Raw genomic sequence first — 16,653 nt, 5'->3', positions numbered from 1 at the left:
GCCCTGCGGGCGTCCTGTCAGACGCTCCACTTCTGGTTGTCGGTCCCCGCGCAGCTCCACAGCTGCAGCCGGGCCCCGCTGCCCCGGTTGTTGTCCTTGATGTCGACGCACTTGCCCACCACGGTGTTGACCAGGTCGTGGCTGGCGTTGAGTACGAACTTCTGGGCGGCGTTGTCGCTGCACCAGGCGATCTGGATGGGTGTGCCGTCGCTGTAGTTCGCGCCGGCCACGTCCAGGCAGAGGCCGCCCTTGGTACGGAGGGTGCCGTCGGACGCGAACTGCCATTTCTGCGCGGCGCCGCCGTTGCAGTCCCAGACGATCAGCTGCTTTCCGTCCGAGAAGTCACTGTCCGGTACGTCGATGCAGCGGCCCGAGAGATGACTGCGCAGGGAGACGGGAGCGCCGAGGGTGACGCCCGAACCGGCTTTCGCGGCCTGGTCGTTCCCGCTGTCGGCCTTCTTCCCGCTGTCCTGCTTCTTCGGCTGTTCCTTCTCGCCGGCGTCCTTCGGCCCGTCGCCGTTGTCGGTCTTCCCGGTGGCGGACGCGGAAGCCTCCTTCACCGGCTTCCCCTGTTTCCCGTCGGTGTCCTTGGGGGCGGCGTCCGGGGAACTGGTGCTGGGTGCGGCCGCCGCGAACTCGCCGGGCGCTTCCTGGGCGTTGCCGCCGAGTACGGTTCCCGCCGACGCGGGCCCCTTGGGGTCCTCGTCGTCGTTCCCGCCGAGCATCAGCAACGGCACCGACACCAGCAGTGCGCCCACGACCGCGGCTCCGGCCAGCACCGCCCTGCCCGGCCGTCCCACCGGCCCGGCCTCCTGCCGAGGCCGGTCGATCGCCGTCACGGTCATGGTCCGGACGAGCGCGGGGAGCCGGCTCTTGGCCGCCGCGGCGGCGCCGGGGTCTGCCTCGGCGTCGGGTTCCGTGGTTCCGCCCCGGGTGGTCGTCCCCTCGGCCGCACCGGCCGTCGTTCCGTGCTCGGTCTCAACTTCTGCTTCGGTGTCGGCCGTTGGGGGCGCGGACTCGGGCTCGGGCTCGGGCGCGGGCTCGGGCTCGGCGGCCTTCGCAGCGGCCGTACCGGTTTCGGCTCCGGCCTTCGCCTCGGCGGGTCCGGAGTCGGGCTCAGCCGCGGAAGCGGCGGACGCGGTCGCGGCCGTCTCCTCACCCTGCGAACCGGTCGAGGCACGCGGGGAGGCGGGGGGTTGCTGGGCCGGACGTGTCACGTGGTCCTCCCTGTGATGTGGGGCCCGGGTTCCGGGGAGTTGTCGTCGGCGGGCGCGGCCGCGGGGCCCGTGGGGTCCGCGGAACCGTCGGAGCCGGCGAGGCCACCACCGCCTTCCGCCTCCCCGCCGTCCGCTGCGGGCGTCTCCTCGGCGCCGGGCACGCGTACGGGATCGAGGAGGCTGTCCGCCGGTACGAGCAAAGGTGCCGCGGCCCCGGCGTTGGCGAGCAGTCGGGTCCCGGAACCGCGCAGCGAACGGGCCAGGTCCCGGGCCAAAAGCGTGCCATGCCGAAGTGCCGGGGACATGAACTCGTGTGCCGGTGAGGTGAACAACAGCACCACCGGCACCCCGTCCTGACCGGCGGCCGTGAGCGGTCCGCCGTCCGCGCCGCGCACCACGGTGACGTCCGCCGCCGCCAGTTCCGCGATCGCTTCGTCCACCGAGCCGTAGCCGGTGGCGGCGCGCTGGGCCGCCGCGTCCACCGGGTCGGTGGGTTCCGGCCAGCCGAGCACGCGGGCCGAAGGCCGGTAGGCGGGGTTGGCGCGGTAGTCCCCCACGCCCCCGCTCCCGTCCGACTGCCACTCCCCCAGCACGGCCCACTCCGGCGGCGTCCCCGCGTCCGTCCACTCAGGGTCGACGACGCCGATCCAGTGCCCAGGCGCCTGGCGGGCGGCGGCCCGCACGGCCTCGGGTATCTCGGGCGCCTCGACGCTCTCGCCGGTTTCGGGGGCCTCGGCCGCGGACGACTCGCGGGCGACGGCCGGGCCGGAGCCCTCGGGCGCCACGGACAGGGCTTCATGCCTGCCCTCTTGCCGTTCTCCGGGCCGCATCTTCACCTGAACTCTTCGGTCCGTACGGATTCCTGGGTGCCGCACCGGATGCGCGCACGCCGACTCTGATCAGATCGGGAAGCCAACAGGATGCCACACGGGCCCCCTTTGTGGGCGCGGAGGGCGGGCCCGTATGAGGCCGCTCACGTGCCCGATTACTGCCCGGTCGAAGAACTTTTGGGGAGCAGTGAGGCGTGGGTGGACAAAGCGGTGGGGCCCTCGGGGCGGCGGGTGCTGCTGTCGCCCGGGTGACGGGCTAAGTTGGGTGGGCCATCGGACCCGTCGAACGCACAAGTGCCTTCCGCCCGGACATCCAACCCAAGGCCGTTCGGGAGTACTTCGCGCAGCTCGGAAGGCATCGGACCGGTCTGCGGCCGTCGCCGCGGAGGGTCGTGCGGGCTCGGCGGACCGGAACTGACCGAACTGGCTTACTTGGTGCGGCTCTTGACCAACGCCCGCGGGGCCGAGGGGTGTTCGTCGCTCCGCCCGCCGCGCAGGCCCAAGCCCACCACCGACAGCTCCGCCACCGAGGAGGAGTACCGCATGTCCCCCCAGCCCCAGACCCCCGGCGCGAACGCGGAGGCGGTCGCCGCCCGCACGGAGGAGGCCGGGTCCCCACCCCCTTCCCCGGCACCGGACGAGCAGGTCCCGAGCGCGACCGCGCTTCCCGAAGCGGGGGCCGGAACCGCTCCGGAGACCGAGGAGACCGCCGCCGCACCGTCGGCGCCGCCGGCCGCCGCCGGGTCCGCCGAGGAAGCCGAGGAGGGCGCCGTCGCGGCGGTGGCCGTCGCGGCGGCGCCGCCGGACGTCAAGTCCGGCACCGGCGCCGACACCGGGCGGCCCCGGGGGCCGATCCTGGCGGGGGCCGCGATCGCCGGCGCCGTCCTGGTCGCCATACCTCTGCTGCTGGCCGGGAGCGCGAACGACGAGCGCCCCGACTCGGCCAAGGGGCTGGCCGCGGGCTCCGACACCGTCCTGAACGCCAGCTCCGCCCCCGCCGTGCTCGACGACTACGTGGCCAAGAAGCCCAGTTCGTCACCGAGCAGGCAGAAGCCGAAGAAGACCAGGGCTCCGAAGGCCGTCGCCGCCCCGCCCGCCGCACCCTCGCCGTCGGTCACGCCCAGCAAGTCGCCCGAGAAGAAGCCGAAGGCCGAGACCAAGCCCAAGGCGGACCCGAAGCCGAACTGGGGCACCAGGACCGTCTACGCGACCAGCGTCCTGCAGACCGGACAGTCCTGGTCCACCAACCGCATCCGCATGATCATGCAGACCGACGGCAACCTCGTCGTCTACAACGAGGACAACAAGGCCATCTGGGCGTCCATGACCTTCGGGGCCAACCACCGGGCGATCTTCCAGGAGGACGGCAACCTCGTCATCCACAACGGCGACGACCGCCCCATCTGGGCCTCGCGCACGCACGGCCACGCCAACGCCCAGCTGGTGCTGCGGGCGGACGGCAAGGTGGTCGTCCTGCACAACGGCGGAGTCATCTGGTCGACCTGACGCTCCCCGATTCGCTCCCCCGGCCGGGGTTCTGCCCGACCGCGCCCTCCGCCGGAGGCGGCGGCACGACCCCGGGCACCGATCGGCCGGCCCCCGACGTGCGGGAGCCGGCCGTCTGCCCGTGTTCCCGGGCCCGGACCTCAGACCCTGCGCCAGCGGGCCATCGTGAAGGAGAAGACGCCGAACAGGACCAGGCCCACGGCGACGAGGGCCAGCAGCCAGGGCCCCACGGGGGTCCCGGCGAACGACCTCAGGGTGTCGTCCAGCCCCTTGGCCTCGTCGGGCTCGTAGGCCACCGCAGCCCGCACGGCGAACACACCGGCGACCGCGAACACCGCACCGCGGGTGGCGCCGCCGCCCACGCCCGAGAGGTCGACCACCCGGCGCGTCGTACGCGACATCTCGCCGAGCTTCATGTGCTTGTGGTACTTGCGCATCACGGCCCGGACGGCGATCCACGCGCCCGCGCACACGATGCCGACCCCGGCCGCGCCGACGATCCACTGGCCCGCCGGAATCTCCAGGACCCGCGCGGTCGCGTCCTTGGACTGCTTGTCACTGGACTGCTTTCCGCCCGTACCTGCGGCGAAGGACAGCACCGAGTAGGCGACGAAGGCGTAGAAGACGCAGCGAGCCGCCGACATCAGCCGCTTCCGCCAGGAACGGCCGTTCTCACCGACCGCACCGAAGACCGCCTCGGAGAGCCGCCACAGCGCCATGCCGACGAGCCCGGCCCCCAGGATCCACAGCAGCGCCGCACCGAAGGGCTGCGAACCTATCTCCTCCAGCGCACCGGTGCGGTCGGCCTGACGGTGCCCCTCGCCGAAGGCGATCTGCAGCGCCAGCACACCGACCAGCAGATAGATCACACCCCGGGCGGCCAGCCCGGCCTTGGCGGCGGTCTCCGTCGGAGACCCGGTCGCCGCCCCACGGACGCGGAAACGCCCTCCCCTCACGGCCGCGTCCGTGTTCATACGGCCGCGGACCGATGCGCCGGCTTGTTCTCCAGCCGCAACTGGATCTCCACTTCCTGGTCACCGGCTTCCTCGCCCAGCTGGTGCACGGTGAACGCCTCGGCGAGCGCCTCACGCAGGTGTTTCACCGCGAGAGGACCACCCTGTACGTCCGCCGTCACGGGCGCCGAGAGCTCGGTCGGCGGTACGGGGGAATCTCCGGCCGTGCCGGAGGTGTCGAAGGTCCCGGTCCACATCGTCGGCCGGTTCCCCTCGGTCTCATGGGGCCTGTCCTCGGCACAGCGGTCCGAGGAGAAGCGGCTGCACAGTGCGGCGAACAGACTCCCGGCGTCCGCCGCGGAGCAGTCGCTGAGCACCACCTGGACCTGCGATGCGGCCAGCGGACTCGTACTCATTCGAAAACCCTCTCCCTATCGCCTGCGCGCAGACGCGTTCGTGCTGACACGGGTACCCCGAGCGTGGCGGTGAAACAGGTTGGCGGCCTCCGGTGTGTGGCCGTACCCGCCCAGGTCAGCACGGACAGTGAGCTATGTTGAGTCCTTGTGGGACGTGAAGGAGGCGACTCGGTGCCATCGCCGCAGCAGGCACGCGCGCAGGCATCTGCGATCACCTCGGGAAGAACGGCACCCGAGACCGGCGCGTCGCCGACCTCGCAGCTCAGGGAACTGTTCGACGGCCCCCGGCTCTCCCCCGGGCAGCGGCGCATCGCCCAGTACCTGATCGAGCACATCACCGAGGCGGCGTTCCTGTCGATCACCGACCTCGCCGAGCGCGTGGGGGTCAGCCAGCCGTCGGTGACCCGGTTCGCCGCCGCGGTCGGCTTCAGCGGTTACCCCGCGCTGCGGGAACGGCTCCAGGCCATCGCGCTGGCCACCCTCGGCAGCGCGCCCGGCACACCCGCGGAGAACCGGAGCAACGAACTGCAGGCGGCGGTGGACGCCGAGATCGAGAACCTGGAGAACCTGCGGCGCGACTTCGCCGACCCGGACAAGGTGATCGACCTCGGCCGGGCGCTGTCCCGCTCGACGCCGCTGACCGTGCTGGGCCTGCGGATCTCCGTGTCCCTGGCCGAGTACTTCGCCTACGCCGCACGGCGGATCCACCCGGACGTGCGCCTGGTGACCCGGGGCGGCAGCGTCGCGTACGACGCCCTGCTCCAGTCGCGTGAGGCGGGCGGCACCTGGGTGCTCGCCTTCGCCATGCCCCGCCACGCGCACGAGACGCTCACCGCGATGCGGGTGGCACGCCGGGCGGGGCTGCGGGTCGCGCTGGTCACCGACCTGCCGCTCGGACCGCTGGCCGACGAGGCCGACGTCACCTTCGCCACCGGGACCGGCTCCCGCCTCGTCTTCGACACCTATGCCGCGCCCCTGGTGATGTCCGCGGCGCTGCTCCAGGCGATGACCGACGCCGACCCGGAGCGGACCCAGGGACGCCTGGAGGGGTACGAGCAGATCGCCGAGCAGCACCAGTTCTTCCTGAAGGACTGAAGGACCGGCGGGGCGCGGGCGCGGAAACCGGAGGATCTGCGGCCGCGGCGGCCGTCGCCCTGAGGGACCGCAGCACAGTGCGTCACGACATCTTCACGCGACTATTCGTCCCATACGGTGCATGAATTTTTTCATGTTCTTGCGTATCTCGCGGTATATATAAATACTTCTGACGGACGCGGCCCCAGAGGCCTCCGGGGCCGCGTCCGACGAATGCCCGGGGCCGTCCGCTCCTACCCAACGGGTCCTGGGTGCTCGGAACGGGACTCGCTCGCGAGTGCCGTGGCGGCGGCCCCGGTCAATCCCCTAGGCCGGGGCCGCCCCAGAACCCGCACTGAGCCGCCGATGTCCCCCGGAAGCGATGAACATGCCCCTGACTTACTCGCCGATCAGTACGGACTGGCCGTGCCAGGTCAAGAGCCCCGGCAGCTACGACTGGGAGAGGTCGGCCGCCAAGTGGCTGCGCGACCTGGTGCCGGCCCGCTACGCCAGCTACCCGGCGCTGATGCGCCACCCCGTACTGCTCGCCCGCCACGCGCAGATCCAGGTGCAGCACGAGATCCGGGTCGCGCGGACCGCCCTGCAGACCGCCCGGGCCGAACTCCCCGCCCTCGGCATCCCGGAGTCCGTCATCGAGCACACCATCAAGATGTACGCCGCCGAGGTCGGCCAGCTCCACCACATCGCCCGCGGCATCAGGGCCGTCAGTCAGGCCCTCGCCGGCGGTGGAGCCGCCCGTCCGCACTGACGGCGCCCCGGGCCCGGCCGGGGGGCTCGGCCGGCTCTTCCGGCTGTGGCGCCACCCGTCACCCGACGCCTGATCGCGACCAGGGCGGGTATGCGAGCCGTGGTGATGTCCCGGCGGCGGCGCGGCCGTGCCGGGCCCGGCCGAGAGGTGTGCCGTGAGCCGGTCAGCACGACGGCACGCCTTCGCCGACTTCGCCGTCTGCCGCCTCGACGCACCCGACCACGACTAGGACGCGGACATGGACTTCACGACACGGAACCTGCTCGTCGTCGGCGCGATCCTCGCGGCGGCGGTCCTGGCGGTGGCGGTCGCGCTGCTGGTCCGGCTGGTGCGGGCCCGCCGCGACCTGCGCCGTGCCGGCCTCCCGGCCGGGCCCCGCTGGGTCTTCTGGGGCGCCGTCGCCTATCTCGTACTCCCCGCCGACCTGCTGCCCGACCCCGTCTACCTGGACGACATCGGCGTCCTGCTGCTCGCCCTCAGGTCGATGCGCGGGGCCGTGCCGACGGGAGAGCCCGGGGACACCGGCCGGGCCCTGTCCGAGAAGCGGCTCTCCGGCTGACGTCCCGTCAGGACAAGTCGGCGGGACCGAGGGAGCGCAGCCACCGCGCGGCTTCGCCCGGAGTGCCGAAACGCACCACGCGCAGCGGCGCGAACCGGGGGTCGAGGGTGCGCCGGTGGATCTCCGCGCGTCTGGTCCCGTGCTGGGACCAGGCCCACCAGGCGGGATGGTCGGTCCGGAACCAGTCCGCCAGGGTCTCCCGGTTGCCGCCGAAGAGGCGCTCGCGCGACAGCGTCCTGCGCAGCGAACGGCGCAGGACACGGGGCATGATCACGCGTCGCCGGTAGTCCAGCCACAGCACCGTGTCCGCGCGCTCCCACAGCAGGTCGCGGACCTCAGGAGCGCCGAACGAGTCGAAGATCCAGCTCCCGGATCCGGCGATCCGGCCGACGTCCTCGCCGAACGTCGCGCTCACCGCCCAGCGGGGCCCGCCGAAGTACAGCGCGTCCATCTCGTGGTAGGGCACGTCCAGCCGCGCAGCCACGGCACGCGCCAGGGTGGACTTGCCGGCCCCGCTGATGCCGGCCACGAGGATGCGCTGCATGTCGGGAGCATACGGCCGGCCCGCTCACCCCCCGCCGACGCGTCCCAGCAGTCCGCTGTTCGGGCGCCGGTGCGGCGGCTGTTCCGGTGCCGGACGCTGCGGGGTCTTCGGTATGTCCCGTTGCTGGGGCTTGTCCGCGTCGACCGTCAGCGGCTCACCGTAGTGGTGGATCGTCAGCGGCTCGCCGCTGAGCACGGTGTAGGTGGCGCTGTTCGGCCTGACCTCCACGCGCAGGCGGCGGCCCAGCATCTCCAGATGGAAGGCGAGGCGGCTGATCCGCTCGGGCAGCCGCGGCGCGAACTGGATCGCGTCCCCGTGGTGGCGCAGCCCGCCGAAGCCTGCGACCAGCGCCATCCAGGCACCGGCGAGGGAGGCGATGTGCAGGCCGTCGCGGGTGTTGTGCTCCAGATCCTCCAGGTCCATCAGCGCCGCTTCCATCAGATAGTCGTAGGCGAGGTGCGGATGACCTGCCTCGACGGCGATGACGGCCTGGCAGCAGGCCGACAGCGAGGAGTCGCGGACGGTGAGGGGTTCGTAGTAGGCGAAGTTGCGTGCCTTGTGCTCGTCGTCGAAGAAGGGGCTGCACTTGTACATCGCCAGCACCAGGTCGGCCTGCTTGACGACCTGCTTGCGGTAGATGTCGAAGTACGGGAAGTTCAGCATCAGCGGGTACTGCTCGGGGCCGGTGGCCGCGAAGTCCCAGCGCTGGTAGCGCGTGAACCCGGCGTTCTGCTCGTGGACGCCCAGTTCGTGGTTGTACGGGATGTGCATGGCCTCGGCGGCGTCCCGCCAGGCGGCGCTCTCCTCGTCGTCGACGCCGAGAGCCGAGGCCTGCCGGGGATGGCGCTCGACGACCTCGGCCGCGGCCAGCAGGTTCGTCCGGGCCATCAGGTTCGTGTACGTGTTGTCGTCCGCGACCGCGCTGTACTCGTCGGGCCCGGTCACCCCGTCGATGTGGAACTTCCCCTGGTGGTCGTGGTGTCCCAGGGACCTCCACAACCGGGCGGTCTCCACCAACAGTTCGACGCCGGTGTCGCGTTCGAAGTGCTTGTCACCGGTGACGGCGACGTAGCGCACCACGGCGTCGGCGATGTCGGCGTTCACGTGGAACGCGGCGGTGCCGGCCGGCCAGTACGCCGACCCTTCCGACCCCGCGATGGTCCGCCAGGGGAAGGCCGCGCCCTTGAGGCCGAGCTGCGTGGCGCGCTCACGGGCGGCGGGCAGGGTGTTCTGGCGCCAGCGCAGTGCCTCCGCCACGGCACGCGGCGAGGTGTACATGAGCAGGGGCAGCACGAAGGTCTCGGTGTCCCAGAAGGCGTGCCCGTCGTAACCGGAGCCGGTGAGCCCCTTCGCGGGGATCGCCCGCTGCTCGGCACGGGCGCCGGCCTGCAGGACGTGGAAGAGGGCGAAGCGGACGGCCTGCTGGATCTCCTCGTCGCCGTCGACCTCCACGTCGGCCCGCGCCCAGAAGTCGTCCAGGTAGGCGCGCTGTTCGTCGACGAGCCCCTGCCAGCCCGAACGGGTGGCGGCCGCCAGCGCCGCGTCCACCTGGTCGCTCACGGCGGGCAGCGACCGCGCGCTGGACCAGCCGTACGAGACGAACTTCTCGACCCTGAGCGTCTGTCCGGGGGCCAGGACGGAGGTGACGGTCAGGCGGGCCACGTCGTCGTCGCTCTCGCTGTCCGTGGTCGTCGGTTCGGGTCCCTCCACCGCGTGGTCGGCGGCCGCACCGACGCGCAGACCGCTGCGCCGCGTGCGGTGCACCAGCCGCAGCCGGCAGTCCTTCGCGAAGTGCTCCTCCGGTTCCAGCGGCGAGTCCAGGGCGACCGCGGCCCGCGGATCGCCGCTGTGGCCCGGCAGTTGCTCGTTCGCGACGAGCTCCGACTGGACGACGACGCGGCTCTCGCTGTCGACGGCCTCGACCTCGTAGGCGACCGCGGCGATCGCCCGCTGGGTGAAGGAGACCAGCCGGGTGGAACGGACGCGGACCGTCGACCCGGCAGGCGACGTCCACTCGCAGGTCCGGGTGAGCAGGCCGGTGCGCAGGTCCAGGGTCCGCTCGTGCGAGCGCAGCTTCCCGTACCGCAGGTCGAACGGCTCGTCGTCGACGAGCAGCCGGATGATCTTGCCGTTGGTGACGTTGATGACGGTCTGCCCGGACTCCGGGTAGCCGTAGCCCGCCTCCGCGTAGGGCAGCGGGTGGCTCTCGTAGACGCCGTTGAGATAGGAGCCGGGCAGGCCGTGCGGTTCACCCTCGTCGAGGTTTCCGCGCCAGCCGACGTGGCCGTTGGAGAGCGCGAACACCGACTCGCTCTGCGGCAGTACATCGAGGTGCAGGATGTGTTCGCGCACCGTCCACGGCGCGACGGCGTACGACGTGTGGGTGATCAACGCTGCTCCCTCAGTTCGGCCAGATCCTGTACGACGATGTCGGCGCCGTGCTCCCGCAGCGCGTCCGCCTGGCCGACCCGGTCCACACCGACGACGAAACCGAAGTGGCCCGAGCGTCCCGCGTCCATGCCGGCCAGCGCGTCCTCGAAGACGGCGGCGGCCGACGCGTCGACGCCGAGGTCACGGGCGGCGGCCAGGAAGGTGTCCGGACGCGGCTTGCCGGGCAGCTTCCGCTCGGCGGCGACGACACCGTCGATGCGGACGTCGAAGAGGGACTCCGCGCCGATCGACCGCAGGACGTCCTGGCAGTTGGCGCTGGAGGAGACGACGGCGGTGAGCAGCCCCTCGGCGCGGAGCGCCTGGATGTAGCGCAGCGTGCTGTCGTACGCCTCGACGCCGTCGGTGCGGATCAGGTCCAGCAGCAGCTCGTTCTTGCGGTTGCCGAGACCGTGCACCGTCTCCTTGTCCGGCGCGTCGTCGGTGCCGCCCTCGGGCAGTTCGACGCCGCGTGAGGCGAGGAAGGCGCGGACGCCGTCGGCACGGGGCAGCCCGTCCACGTACTGGCCGTAGTCGTCGTCCGAGAAGGGACGGAAGCCGTCGCCGTCGCGTCGGCGCAGGAAGTCGTCGAACGTCCGCTTCCACGCGGCGGCGTGCACGACGGCCGTCTTGGTGATGACCCCGTCGAGATCGAAGAGGCAGGCCTGGATTTTCTTCGGAAGACCGAACTGCGTCATGGTGACAACCTTCCCCGGTCGGTGCCCTTCCAGCGGGTGTCGGGCACCACATGCCTATCGCTTGCGTCAGCCGCGCGACGCCGGGTACGGAGGTGCTGTTCGGCTGCGGGCATCGTCGGTTCATACTCCTTCCACGAGCTCGACAGAGCGTCTGCCCGAGATGGGGGCCGTCATCCCCACCAGTCCGTGCACCGCCCGGCCGACACCGAAGGGGAATCACGTCCATGACCTTCGACGACCTCGTGAAGCGGGCGGCAGCGCTCGTGCGTCCCGGCCGCCGCGCCCTGCTCGGCATCGCGGGCGGTCCCGGCGCGGGCAAGACGACGCTCGCCGAGCACCTGGTCGAGGCGCTCAACGGGACCGGGGCTCCGTGGGCGGCGCACGTCCCCATGGACGGTTTCCACCTCGCGGACGCCGAACTGGACCGGCTCGGCCGCCGGGACCGCAAGGGCGCTCCCGACACGTTCGACGCGGCCGGCTACGCGGCGCTGCTGCGCCGGCTGCGCGACGACGAGGACGACGTCGTGTACGCGCCGGGCTTCGAACGCACCCTGGAGCAGCCCCTGGCGGGCGCCGTCCCGGTCCCCCGCGCGGCCCGCCTGATCGTCACGGAGGGCAACTACCTGCTGGTGCCGGACGGCGACTGGGCCCGCGTCCGGCCGGCGCTCGACGAGGTCTGGTTCTGCGAACTCGACGAGGCGGAGCGCGTACGCCGTCTCGTCGCCCGCCACGAACGCTTCGGCAAGGACCACGAGGCGGCGGTGGCCTGGGTCCACGGCACGGACCAGCGCAACGCCGACCTGGTCGCGACCACCCGCGACCGCGCGGATCTGGTGGTACCGGCGGACCTCACGGCGGGTGGTTGATCCCGGGCAGCCCCGGAACGGGCGGCACGGGACGGGACGGGACGCACGGGACGGGGCGCACGGTCGGGGCGGAGGGCGACAGGGCCGGGGCGGAGCGACACGGGGCCGGCCCGGAGCGGCACGGGGTCGGGGCGGGCCCGAGAAGCGGCGTGGGGCGGGGCCAACCCGGAGCGGCACGGGCCGTGCGGACGGGCTCGGTTCACGTGTCGAGCCATCCGCGTTATTGACGCGTACACGATCGGCTTCTAGGTTCTCAGCGCTCGATCCGAACCGCGTTCGGCCCGTCGGGCACGCGTCACCGGTCCTCCCGCACCGTCCGCCCGGCGCCACAGCTCCGGCGGCGCCCGCTCAACCCCCCACTCGAGGAGACACCTTCCGTGCGCAGACTTCTCTCCTGCCTGGCGGCGGCAGCCGCCGTCCTCGGCGGGCTCACCGCCGCCGCCCCGCCCGCCGCGGCTGCCGACTCGGGCACCTTCGACGTGCTCACCTACAACATCGCGGGACTGCCCGACGGCATCTCCAGCGCGCCGACCCCCCGCGGGACAGCCACCACGACGATCGGCGGACGCCTCGGCCCGTACGACATCGTCCATGTGCAGGAGGACTTCAACTACCACGCCCACCTGTACGCCGCCGACTCCCACCCGTACCGCACCGCCACCAGCGGGGGCGCCGGCCTCGGCAGCGGGCTGAACACGCTGGCCGGACTCCCGGACGACACCGACGAGTTCGAGCGGGTGCGCTGGAACTCCTGTCAGCTCGACTCGGGCGACTGCCTCACCCCCAAGGGCTTCACCTTCATGCGCGAGCGCCTGGCCGAGGGCGTCTACGTGGACCTCTACAACCTGCACACCAACGCCGGTACCGGGGAGGGCGATCTGGCCTCCCGCGCCGACAACCTCGGCCAGCTCACGGCGTTCATCAGGAGCCACTCCGCAGGCAACGCCGTCGTTGTCATGGGCGACACCAACACCCGTTACACGCGCTCGGGCGACACGATCGCCGAGTTCGCGTCGGCCAACGGGCTCACCGACACCTGGGTGCGGCTCGTACGCGGCGGCACCCCGCCCGCCAAGGGCAGCGACGCCCTGGTCTGCGACGAGAAGGCGGCCACCGACACCTGCGAGGTGGTCGACAAGATTCTCTACCGGGGCAGCCGGCTCGTCTGGCTCGACGCCACGTCCCACCACAACGAACGCGCCCGCTTCCTGACCGACGACGGGCTCGGGCTCTCCGACCACGACCCCGTCTCCGCCGGCTTCACCTGGTCCCGCAACGCGGCCTACCGGGTCAGCGACCAGTTCGGCGGACCGCACGGCAACCACTTCACGGACATCGACCGCGTACCGCCCGGGGCGCGGGTCACCACCGTCTCCCTGCGCAGCGGCTCACGCGTCGACCGGATGGGGCTGACGCTGAGCGACGGCACGGTACTCGCCCACGGAGGCACCGGCGGAACGGCCTCGTCCCTGACGCTCGGCGCCGACGAGTACCTGGCCTCGGCCCAGCTGTGCCGGGGCACGAAGGACGGCCGCACCCGCATCTTCTACGCGAAGTTCACGACGAACCTCGGCCGCGTTCTCGCGGGCGGGACGACGACGCCCGACTGCGTGACCCGCACCGCGCCCGACGGGCACCACATCGCGGGACTCCACGGCCGCAGCGGGGACGGGGTCGACAAGGTCGGCTTCGTCTACACCGGGCACTGACCGCGGGCGGCTTCCGCATCGGCAGGCTCAGATTCGGCAGGCTCAGATCCGGCCGCCCGGTCGCGCCGGTCCGGGACGCGCCAGGCGGCCGGCGGACCTGCGGGAGGGCAGGTCCGCCGGCCACCTGGAGCCGGGAGTCCGGATCAGCTGTACGTGATGTCGGACGCCGTGTACTTGCAGTACGTGCCGTCCGGACCGCTGCCGGTCTCGGTGGGCTCCGCTCCGGTGTTGTTGCCCGTGTACCGGACGCACGGCTTGATCTTCTTGCTGCTGTCGCCGTGGATGCGGATCTTCGTCAGTGTCGCCGTGTCACCGTAGTTGGTGTTGATGCCTACGACGGACTTGCCGGGCGCCGTCACGTCGACGTCGTTCACGACGATCGTGCGCTTGTACTGCGTCGAGCAGTTGCCGCACGAGCGGACCAGCTTGCCGAAGTTCGAGACCTGAAAGCCGGTCACGGTCAGCTTGCCGGCCCCGTTGAACTGGAACACCTTGTCCGAGGCCGACTTGGCGCCGCCGCCGCTCACCAGGTAGGTCGCCGAGGACGACTTGCCCTTGAAGGTGGCCGCGTCCTCGCCGACGTCCTCCCACCACACGTTCTGCAGCGTGCAGGTGCCGGCGCAGTGGATGCCGTCGGCCGCCGGGGCGCCGATGACGACGTTCTTGAGGACCGCGCCGTCCGCGAGGTTGAACAGCGGGTCCTGGCCCTCGTCCTGACCGCCGGTGCCGAGGTCACCGCTGCCGTAGAAGCGCTTGAGGCCGCCGTCGTACGTGCCGGAGATCGACTTCGTCGCGGTGACCGCCACGCTGCTCGTCGGTGTCGGCCAGGCCGCCGCCGCGTCGGCGGTGCCCGCCAGGCCGCTCACCAGGAAGGTGCCGGCGGTGAGGCCGAGGGCGGCGAGGGTGCTGGTCAGGGCGCGACGCCGGTGGGGGCTGCGACGCGATTGCGGGCTTACTGATGAGGTCATGTCCCGATTCCTTCTGTGCGTGGGGGTGTCAGAGCTTTCCGGCTCCCGCGCCGGCCGTCACCGAGGCGACGACGGACGAGGCGGGTTCGGCGGTGTAGCTGTAGGGCGGGCTGGTGAAGGAGCCCGTGCGGGAGATCTCGGTGGCGGCTCCGCCGAGATCGTTGCCGCGGAGGTTGGCGTAGCCGTCGACGTCGCTGCTGCGGCTGGTGGTGACCGCGATCTTCGTCGAGCGGAAGACGTTGTTCTCCACGAGCATCTGCGCGCCCATGCGGGAGTGCACCGCGGTGTCGGCGTCCTCGACGTAGTTGTCGTAGAAGTGCCCGGTGCCGAAGCGCAGACTGGGGATCCGCGAGTAGACGTTGCTGAAGTGGTTGTGGTGGTACGTCACCTTCAAGTGCCCGGTGTCCTCGGAGGCGTTGCTGTCGCTGTGGCCGACGAGCGAGCCCTTGTAGTGGTTCTTGAAGGTGTTCCAGGAGACCGTGACGTTGTCGGAGGCGTGGGTGATGTCGAGCAGGCCGTCGTAGTAGTCCTTGTCGTGATCACGGTCCGCCGAGAACGAGTTGTGGTCGATCCACACCTTCGTCGACTTCTGGACGGTGATGCCGTCGGAGGGCGCGAGCGGCTTGCTGATGTTCAGGTTCCGTACGACGACGTTGGTCTCCTCCTTGACGCGCAGGCCGCCGCCGGTGAAGCCGGACGACGAACCGACGCCCAGGACCGTGGTGTTGGAGCCGACGTCCACCTGCCCGGACAGCGAGATGAGGCCACTGACCTTGACCACCTTGGCCGAGTCGCCGGTGACGGCGGACTTGAAGGCGGAGAGCGTCGTGACGGTCACCGGGGTGGCGCCGCCGCCGCCCGTGGTGCCGGCTCCGAAACCGATCGGTGCAGTCTCCGCGGCGCTCGCGGTCTGCGGGAGGACGAGCGCGGCGGCGAGAGCCAGGGCGGCCGCGGCGCCCGTCGCGAGGGCCGGTCCGCGGGAGCGGGTGCGCAGGGGGTGAGTACGCATGCGGGTGTGTCCCTTCGGGTGCGATCCGGGGGTCATGTGCATGAACGACGTACGCCATGTTGAACTAGGTGCGCACGCGAGCGCTTTCCGCAGGAATCGTGAAGCTTTCCGGGAGGTGCACTTACCCAGGTCGCACGGCCTTCGCGCACCGACATGCCGTACGTGCGGTGACGCCTGCGGGTCACGCTGCTGAACGGGAAGGTATGGGGAAAGCGCTTTCTAGTCAACGTGTCGCGCAGAATGCATCCGGCCAACTCTGAAGCTGCCGTTCCGCGTTGCCGACCGATGGCCGCGGTGCGTGCCGCGCGCCCGTGTGGGGGCTGGGCGCCGGGGTCCCCCTAGATACCGCGTGCCCTCGCGGGGGCGCCGCTCCACACGACCTCGGTACCGACCGCGTGCCCTGGGAAGGCCGCCGAGCCACATGACCTCTGCGCCAACCGCGTGCCCTTGCGAGGCCGCCAGCCACACGACCTCCGTACCGACCGCGTGCCCTCCTGGGGCGCGGGGGCAGGGCTTCGCGGTGCGGACCTTGAGGCGTCGTTCACTCCGCGGTCGGCGTGGTCCGCGCCTCCAGATCGTGGCGCGTGTCGTCCCCGTACACACCCGTCTCGTCACCCCGTATGCCGTACCAGCGCTGGAAGCGGGCGACGGCGGCGGTCAGCACGGTGTCGTAGGCACCGTCGGTGGGTCCGTCCTCGTACACGTTTGGGATGCGCAGCAGTCGTTCCTGCAGTTCCACCACCTCCGGACCGCTGTCCCCCTCGCGGAGGGCGCCGGCGCCGTCCGGGTCGGCGTCCCCGGACTGCGCGCCGGCGGCGGGCGTCGCGGACGGAGCGGCGGGCGCGGCGGGCCGGGCGGCGCGCGCTTCGTCGTCACCGGGCAGCAGCACGGCGACGGCGAAGCCGAGCACGGCCGCCGCGGCCATCGCCACGCCGATGGCGGCACGGCGCAGGGCCGGCCCCTCACCGAGCCCTCGTACGCGTCGGCGCCCCGCGGCCCTCGCGGCGGCGGGGGGGGGGGGGGGGCCTCCCCCCCCCCCCCCCCCCCTTCCCCCCCCCCCCCCCCCCCCCCCCCCCCCCCCCCCCCCCCCCCCCCCCCCCCCCCCCCG

At 72.0% G+C, this 16,653-nt stretch carries 16 protein-coding genes; 6 read left to right on the top strand and 10 right to left on the bottom strand.

All coding sequences use genetic code 11. From position 1 onward, the window contains the following. Window positions 1–17 precede the first annotated feature (17 nt). Together AC069T_RS26685 and AC069T_RS26680 are read right to left on the bottom strand one after the other, a co-directional pair. Complete coding sequence (locus AC069T_RS26685; protein ID WP_478785146.1) at window positions 18–1,217, bottom strand: ricin-type beta-trefoil lectin domain protein; 1,200 nt, start codon at window positions 1,215–1,217, stop codon at window positions 18–20. After that, window positions 1,214–2,047, bottom strand: coding sequence for a type VII secretion system-associated protein (locus tag AC069T_RS26680; protein ID WP_478785168.1), 834 nt, complete (start codon window positions 2,045–2,047; stop codon window positions 1,214–1,216). The genes AC069T_RS26685 and AC069T_RS26680 overlap by 4 nt, the downstream gene beginning before the upstream one ends. 543 nt (window positions 2,048–2,590) lie before the next feature. Here AC069T_RS26680 and AC069T_RS26675 point away from each other — a divergent pair. Next, window positions 2,591–3,553: a mannose-binding protein gene (locus tag AC069T_RS26675; RefSeq protein ID WP_478785145.1), complete on the top strand. Its 963-nt coding sequence runs from the start codon at window positions 2,591–2,593 to the stop codon at window positions 3,551–3,553. Window positions 3,554–3,693: 140 nt separating this feature from the next. On the opposite strand, the gene AC069T_RS26670 is transcribed toward AC069T_RS26675, so the two are convergent. Together AC069T_RS26670 and AC069T_RS26665 are read right to left on the bottom strand one after the other, a co-directional pair. Further along, window positions 3,694–4,527, bottom strand: a complete 834-nt coding sequence (locus AC069T_RS26670; protein ID WP_478785144.1) for a DUF1206 domain-containing protein — start codon at window positions 4,525–4,527, stop codon at window positions 3,694–3,696. Beyond that, a complete protein-coding gene (locus AC069T_RS26665; protein ID WP_478785143.1) occupies window positions 4,524–4,922 on the bottom strand; it encodes a hypothetical protein in 399 nt (132 codons plus the stop codon). The genes AC069T_RS26670 and AC069T_RS26665 overlap by 4 nt, the downstream gene beginning before the upstream one ends. 171 nt (window positions 4,923–5,093) lie before the next feature. Between AC069T_RS26665 and AC069T_RS26660 the strand changes: the two genes are divergently transcribed. From AC069T_RS26660 to AC069T_RS26650, 3 genes are all read left to right on the top strand, one after another. Then, the gene (locus AC069T_RS26660; protein WP_478785142.1) at window positions 5,094–6,017 is read left to right on the top strand and encodes a MurR/RpiR family transcriptional regulator; all 924 of its coding nucleotides are present in this window, start codon (window positions 5,094–5,096) and stop codon (window positions 6,015–6,017) included. A gap of 361 nt (window positions 6,018–6,378) precedes the next feature. After that, window positions 6,379–6,765 carry a hypothetical protein gene (locus AC069T_RS26655; protein WP_478785141.1) on the top strand — a complete coding sequence of 129 codons (387 nt, stop codon included), beginning with the start codon at window positions 6,379–6,381 and terminating at the stop codon, window positions 6,763–6,765. A 238-nt stretch (window positions 6,766–7,003) separates the two neighbouring features. Continuing rightward, complete coding sequence (locus AC069T_RS26650; protein ID WP_478785140.1) at window positions 7,004–7,324, top strand: YkvA family protein; 321 nt, start codon at window positions 7,004–7,006, stop codon at window positions 7,322–7,324. 7 nt (window positions 7,325–7,331) lie between these two features. Here the strand turns inward: AC069T_RS26650 and AC069T_RS26645 are convergent, their stop codons facing one another. From AC069T_RS26645 to AC069T_RS26635, 3 genes are read right to left on the bottom strand one after another with little or no spacing between them, the layout of a single operon-like run. Further along, a complete protein-coding gene (locus tag AC069T_RS26645; protein WP_478785139.1) occupies window positions 7,332–7,868 on the bottom strand; it encodes an AAA family ATPase in 537 nt (178 codons plus the stop codon). A 24-nt stretch (window positions 7,869–7,892) separates the two neighbouring features. Further along, complete coding sequence (locus AC069T_RS26640; protein WP_478785138.1) at window positions 7,893–10,259, bottom strand: glycoside hydrolase family 65 protein; 2,367 nt, start codon at window positions 10,257–10,259, stop codon at window positions 7,893–7,895. Then, window positions 10,256–10,993, bottom strand: coding sequence for a beta-phosphoglucomutase family hydrolase (locus AC069T_RS26635; RefSeq protein ID WP_478785137.1), 738 nt, complete (start codon window positions 10,991–10,993; stop codon window positions 10,256–10,258). Before AC069T_RS26635 ends, AC069T_RS26640 begins: the two co-directional genes overlap by 4 nt. 224 nt (window positions 10,994–11,217) lie before the next feature. On the opposite strand from AC069T_RS26635, the gene AC069T_RS26630 reads away from it, so the two are divergent. Together AC069T_RS26630 and AC069T_RS26625 are read left to right on the top strand one after the other, a co-directional pair. Next, the gene (locus AC069T_RS26630) at window positions 11,218–11,859 is read left to right on the top strand and encodes a nucleoside/nucleotide kinase family protein (protein ID WP_478785136.1); all 642 of its coding nucleotides are present in this window, start codon (window positions 11,218–11,220) and stop codon (window positions 11,857–11,859) included. 377 nt (window positions 11,860–12,236) lie between these two features. Further along, window positions 12,237–13,568, top strand: coding sequence for a jacalin-like lectin (locus AC069T_RS26625; protein WP_478785135.1), 1,332 nt, complete (start codon window positions 12,237–12,239; stop codon window positions 13,566–13,568). Window positions 13,569–13,711: 143 nt separating this feature from the next. Here AC069T_RS26625 and AC069T_RS26620 read toward each other — a convergent pair whose 3' ends face one another. The 3 genes from AC069T_RS26620 to AC069T_RS26610 form a co-directional block, all read right to left on the bottom strand. Next, entirely contained in the window at window positions 13,712–14,536 is an 825-nt protein-coding gene (locus AC069T_RS26620) for a pectate lyase (RefSeq protein WP_478785134.1), read from the bottom strand. Between the two features lie 28 nt (window positions 14,537–14,564). After that, window positions 14,565–15,545, bottom strand: a complete 981-nt coding sequence (locus AC069T_RS26615; RefSeq protein ID WP_478785133.1) for a pectate lyase family protein — start codon at window positions 15,543–15,545, stop codon at window positions 14,565–14,567. 541 nt (window positions 15,546–16,086) lie between these two features. After that, on the bottom strand, window positions 16,087–16,470 hold the full coding sequence (locus tag AC069T_RS26610) for a peptidoglycan-binding domain-containing protein (RefSeq protein ID WP_478785132.1): 384 nt from the start codon (window positions 16,468–16,470) through the stop codon (window positions 16,087–16,089). Window positions 16,471–16,653: the final 183 nt, after the last annotated feature.

The sequence above is a fragment of the Streptomyces sp. NPDC043867 genome, assembly GCF_056435845.1.
This window is presented reverse-complemented; position numbering and strand designations above follow the sequence as displayed.

What these genes read in the sequence shown, in the direction of transcription:
- AC069T_RS26680 (WP_478785168.1), bottom strand. Translation starts at nt 2,047, where the DNA reads ATGCGGCCCGGAGAACGGCAAGAGGGCAGGCATGAAGCCCTGTCCGTG.
- AC069T_RS26675 (WP_478785145.1), top strand. Translation starts at nt 2,591, where the DNA reads ATGTCCCCCCAGCCCCAGACCCCCGGCGCGAACGCGGAGGCGGTCGCC.
- AC069T_RS26670 (WP_478785144.1), bottom strand. Translation starts at nt 4,527, where the DNA reads ATGAACACGGACGCGGCCGTGAGGGGAGGGCGTTTCCGCGTCCGTGGG.
- AC069T_RS26665 (WP_478785143.1), bottom strand. Translation starts at nt 4,922, where the DNA reads ATGAGTACGAGTCCGCTGGCCGCATCGCAGGTCCAGGTGGTGCTCAGC.
- AC069T_RS26655 (WP_478785141.1), top strand. Translation starts at nt 6,379, where the DNA reads ATGAACATGCCCCTGACTTACTCGCCGATCAGTACGGACTGGCCGTGC.
- AC069T_RS26650 (WP_478785140.1), top strand. Translation starts at nt 7,004, where the DNA reads ATGGACTTCACGACACGGAACCTGCTCGTCGTCGGCGCGATCCTCGCG.
- AC069T_RS26645 (WP_478785139.1), bottom strand. Translation starts at nt 7,868, where the DNA reads ATGCAGCGCATCCTCGTGGCCGGCATCAGCGGGGCCGGCAAGTCCACC.
- AC069T_RS26635 (WP_478785137.1), bottom strand. Translation starts at nt 10,993, where the DNA reads ATGACGCAGTTCGGTCTTCCGAAGAAAATCCAGGCCTGCCTCTTCGAT.
- AC069T_RS26630 (WP_478785136.1), top strand. Translation starts at nt 11,218, where the DNA reads ATGACCTTCGACGACCTCGTGAAGCGGGCGGCAGCGCTCGTGCGTCCC.
- AC069T_RS26620 (WP_478785134.1), bottom strand. Translation starts at nt 14,536, where the DNA reads ATGACCTCATCAGTAAGCCCGCAATCGCGTCGCAGCCCCCACCGGCGT.
- AC069T_RS26615 (WP_478785133.1), bottom strand. Translation starts at nt 15,545, where the DNA reads ATGCGTACTCACCCCCTGCGCACCCGCTCCCGCGGACCGGCCCTCGCG.
- AC069T_RS26610 (WP_478785132.1), bottom strand. Translation starts at nt 16,470, where the DNA reads ATGGCCGCGGCGGCCGTGCTCGGCTTCGCCGTCGCCGTGCTGCTGCCC.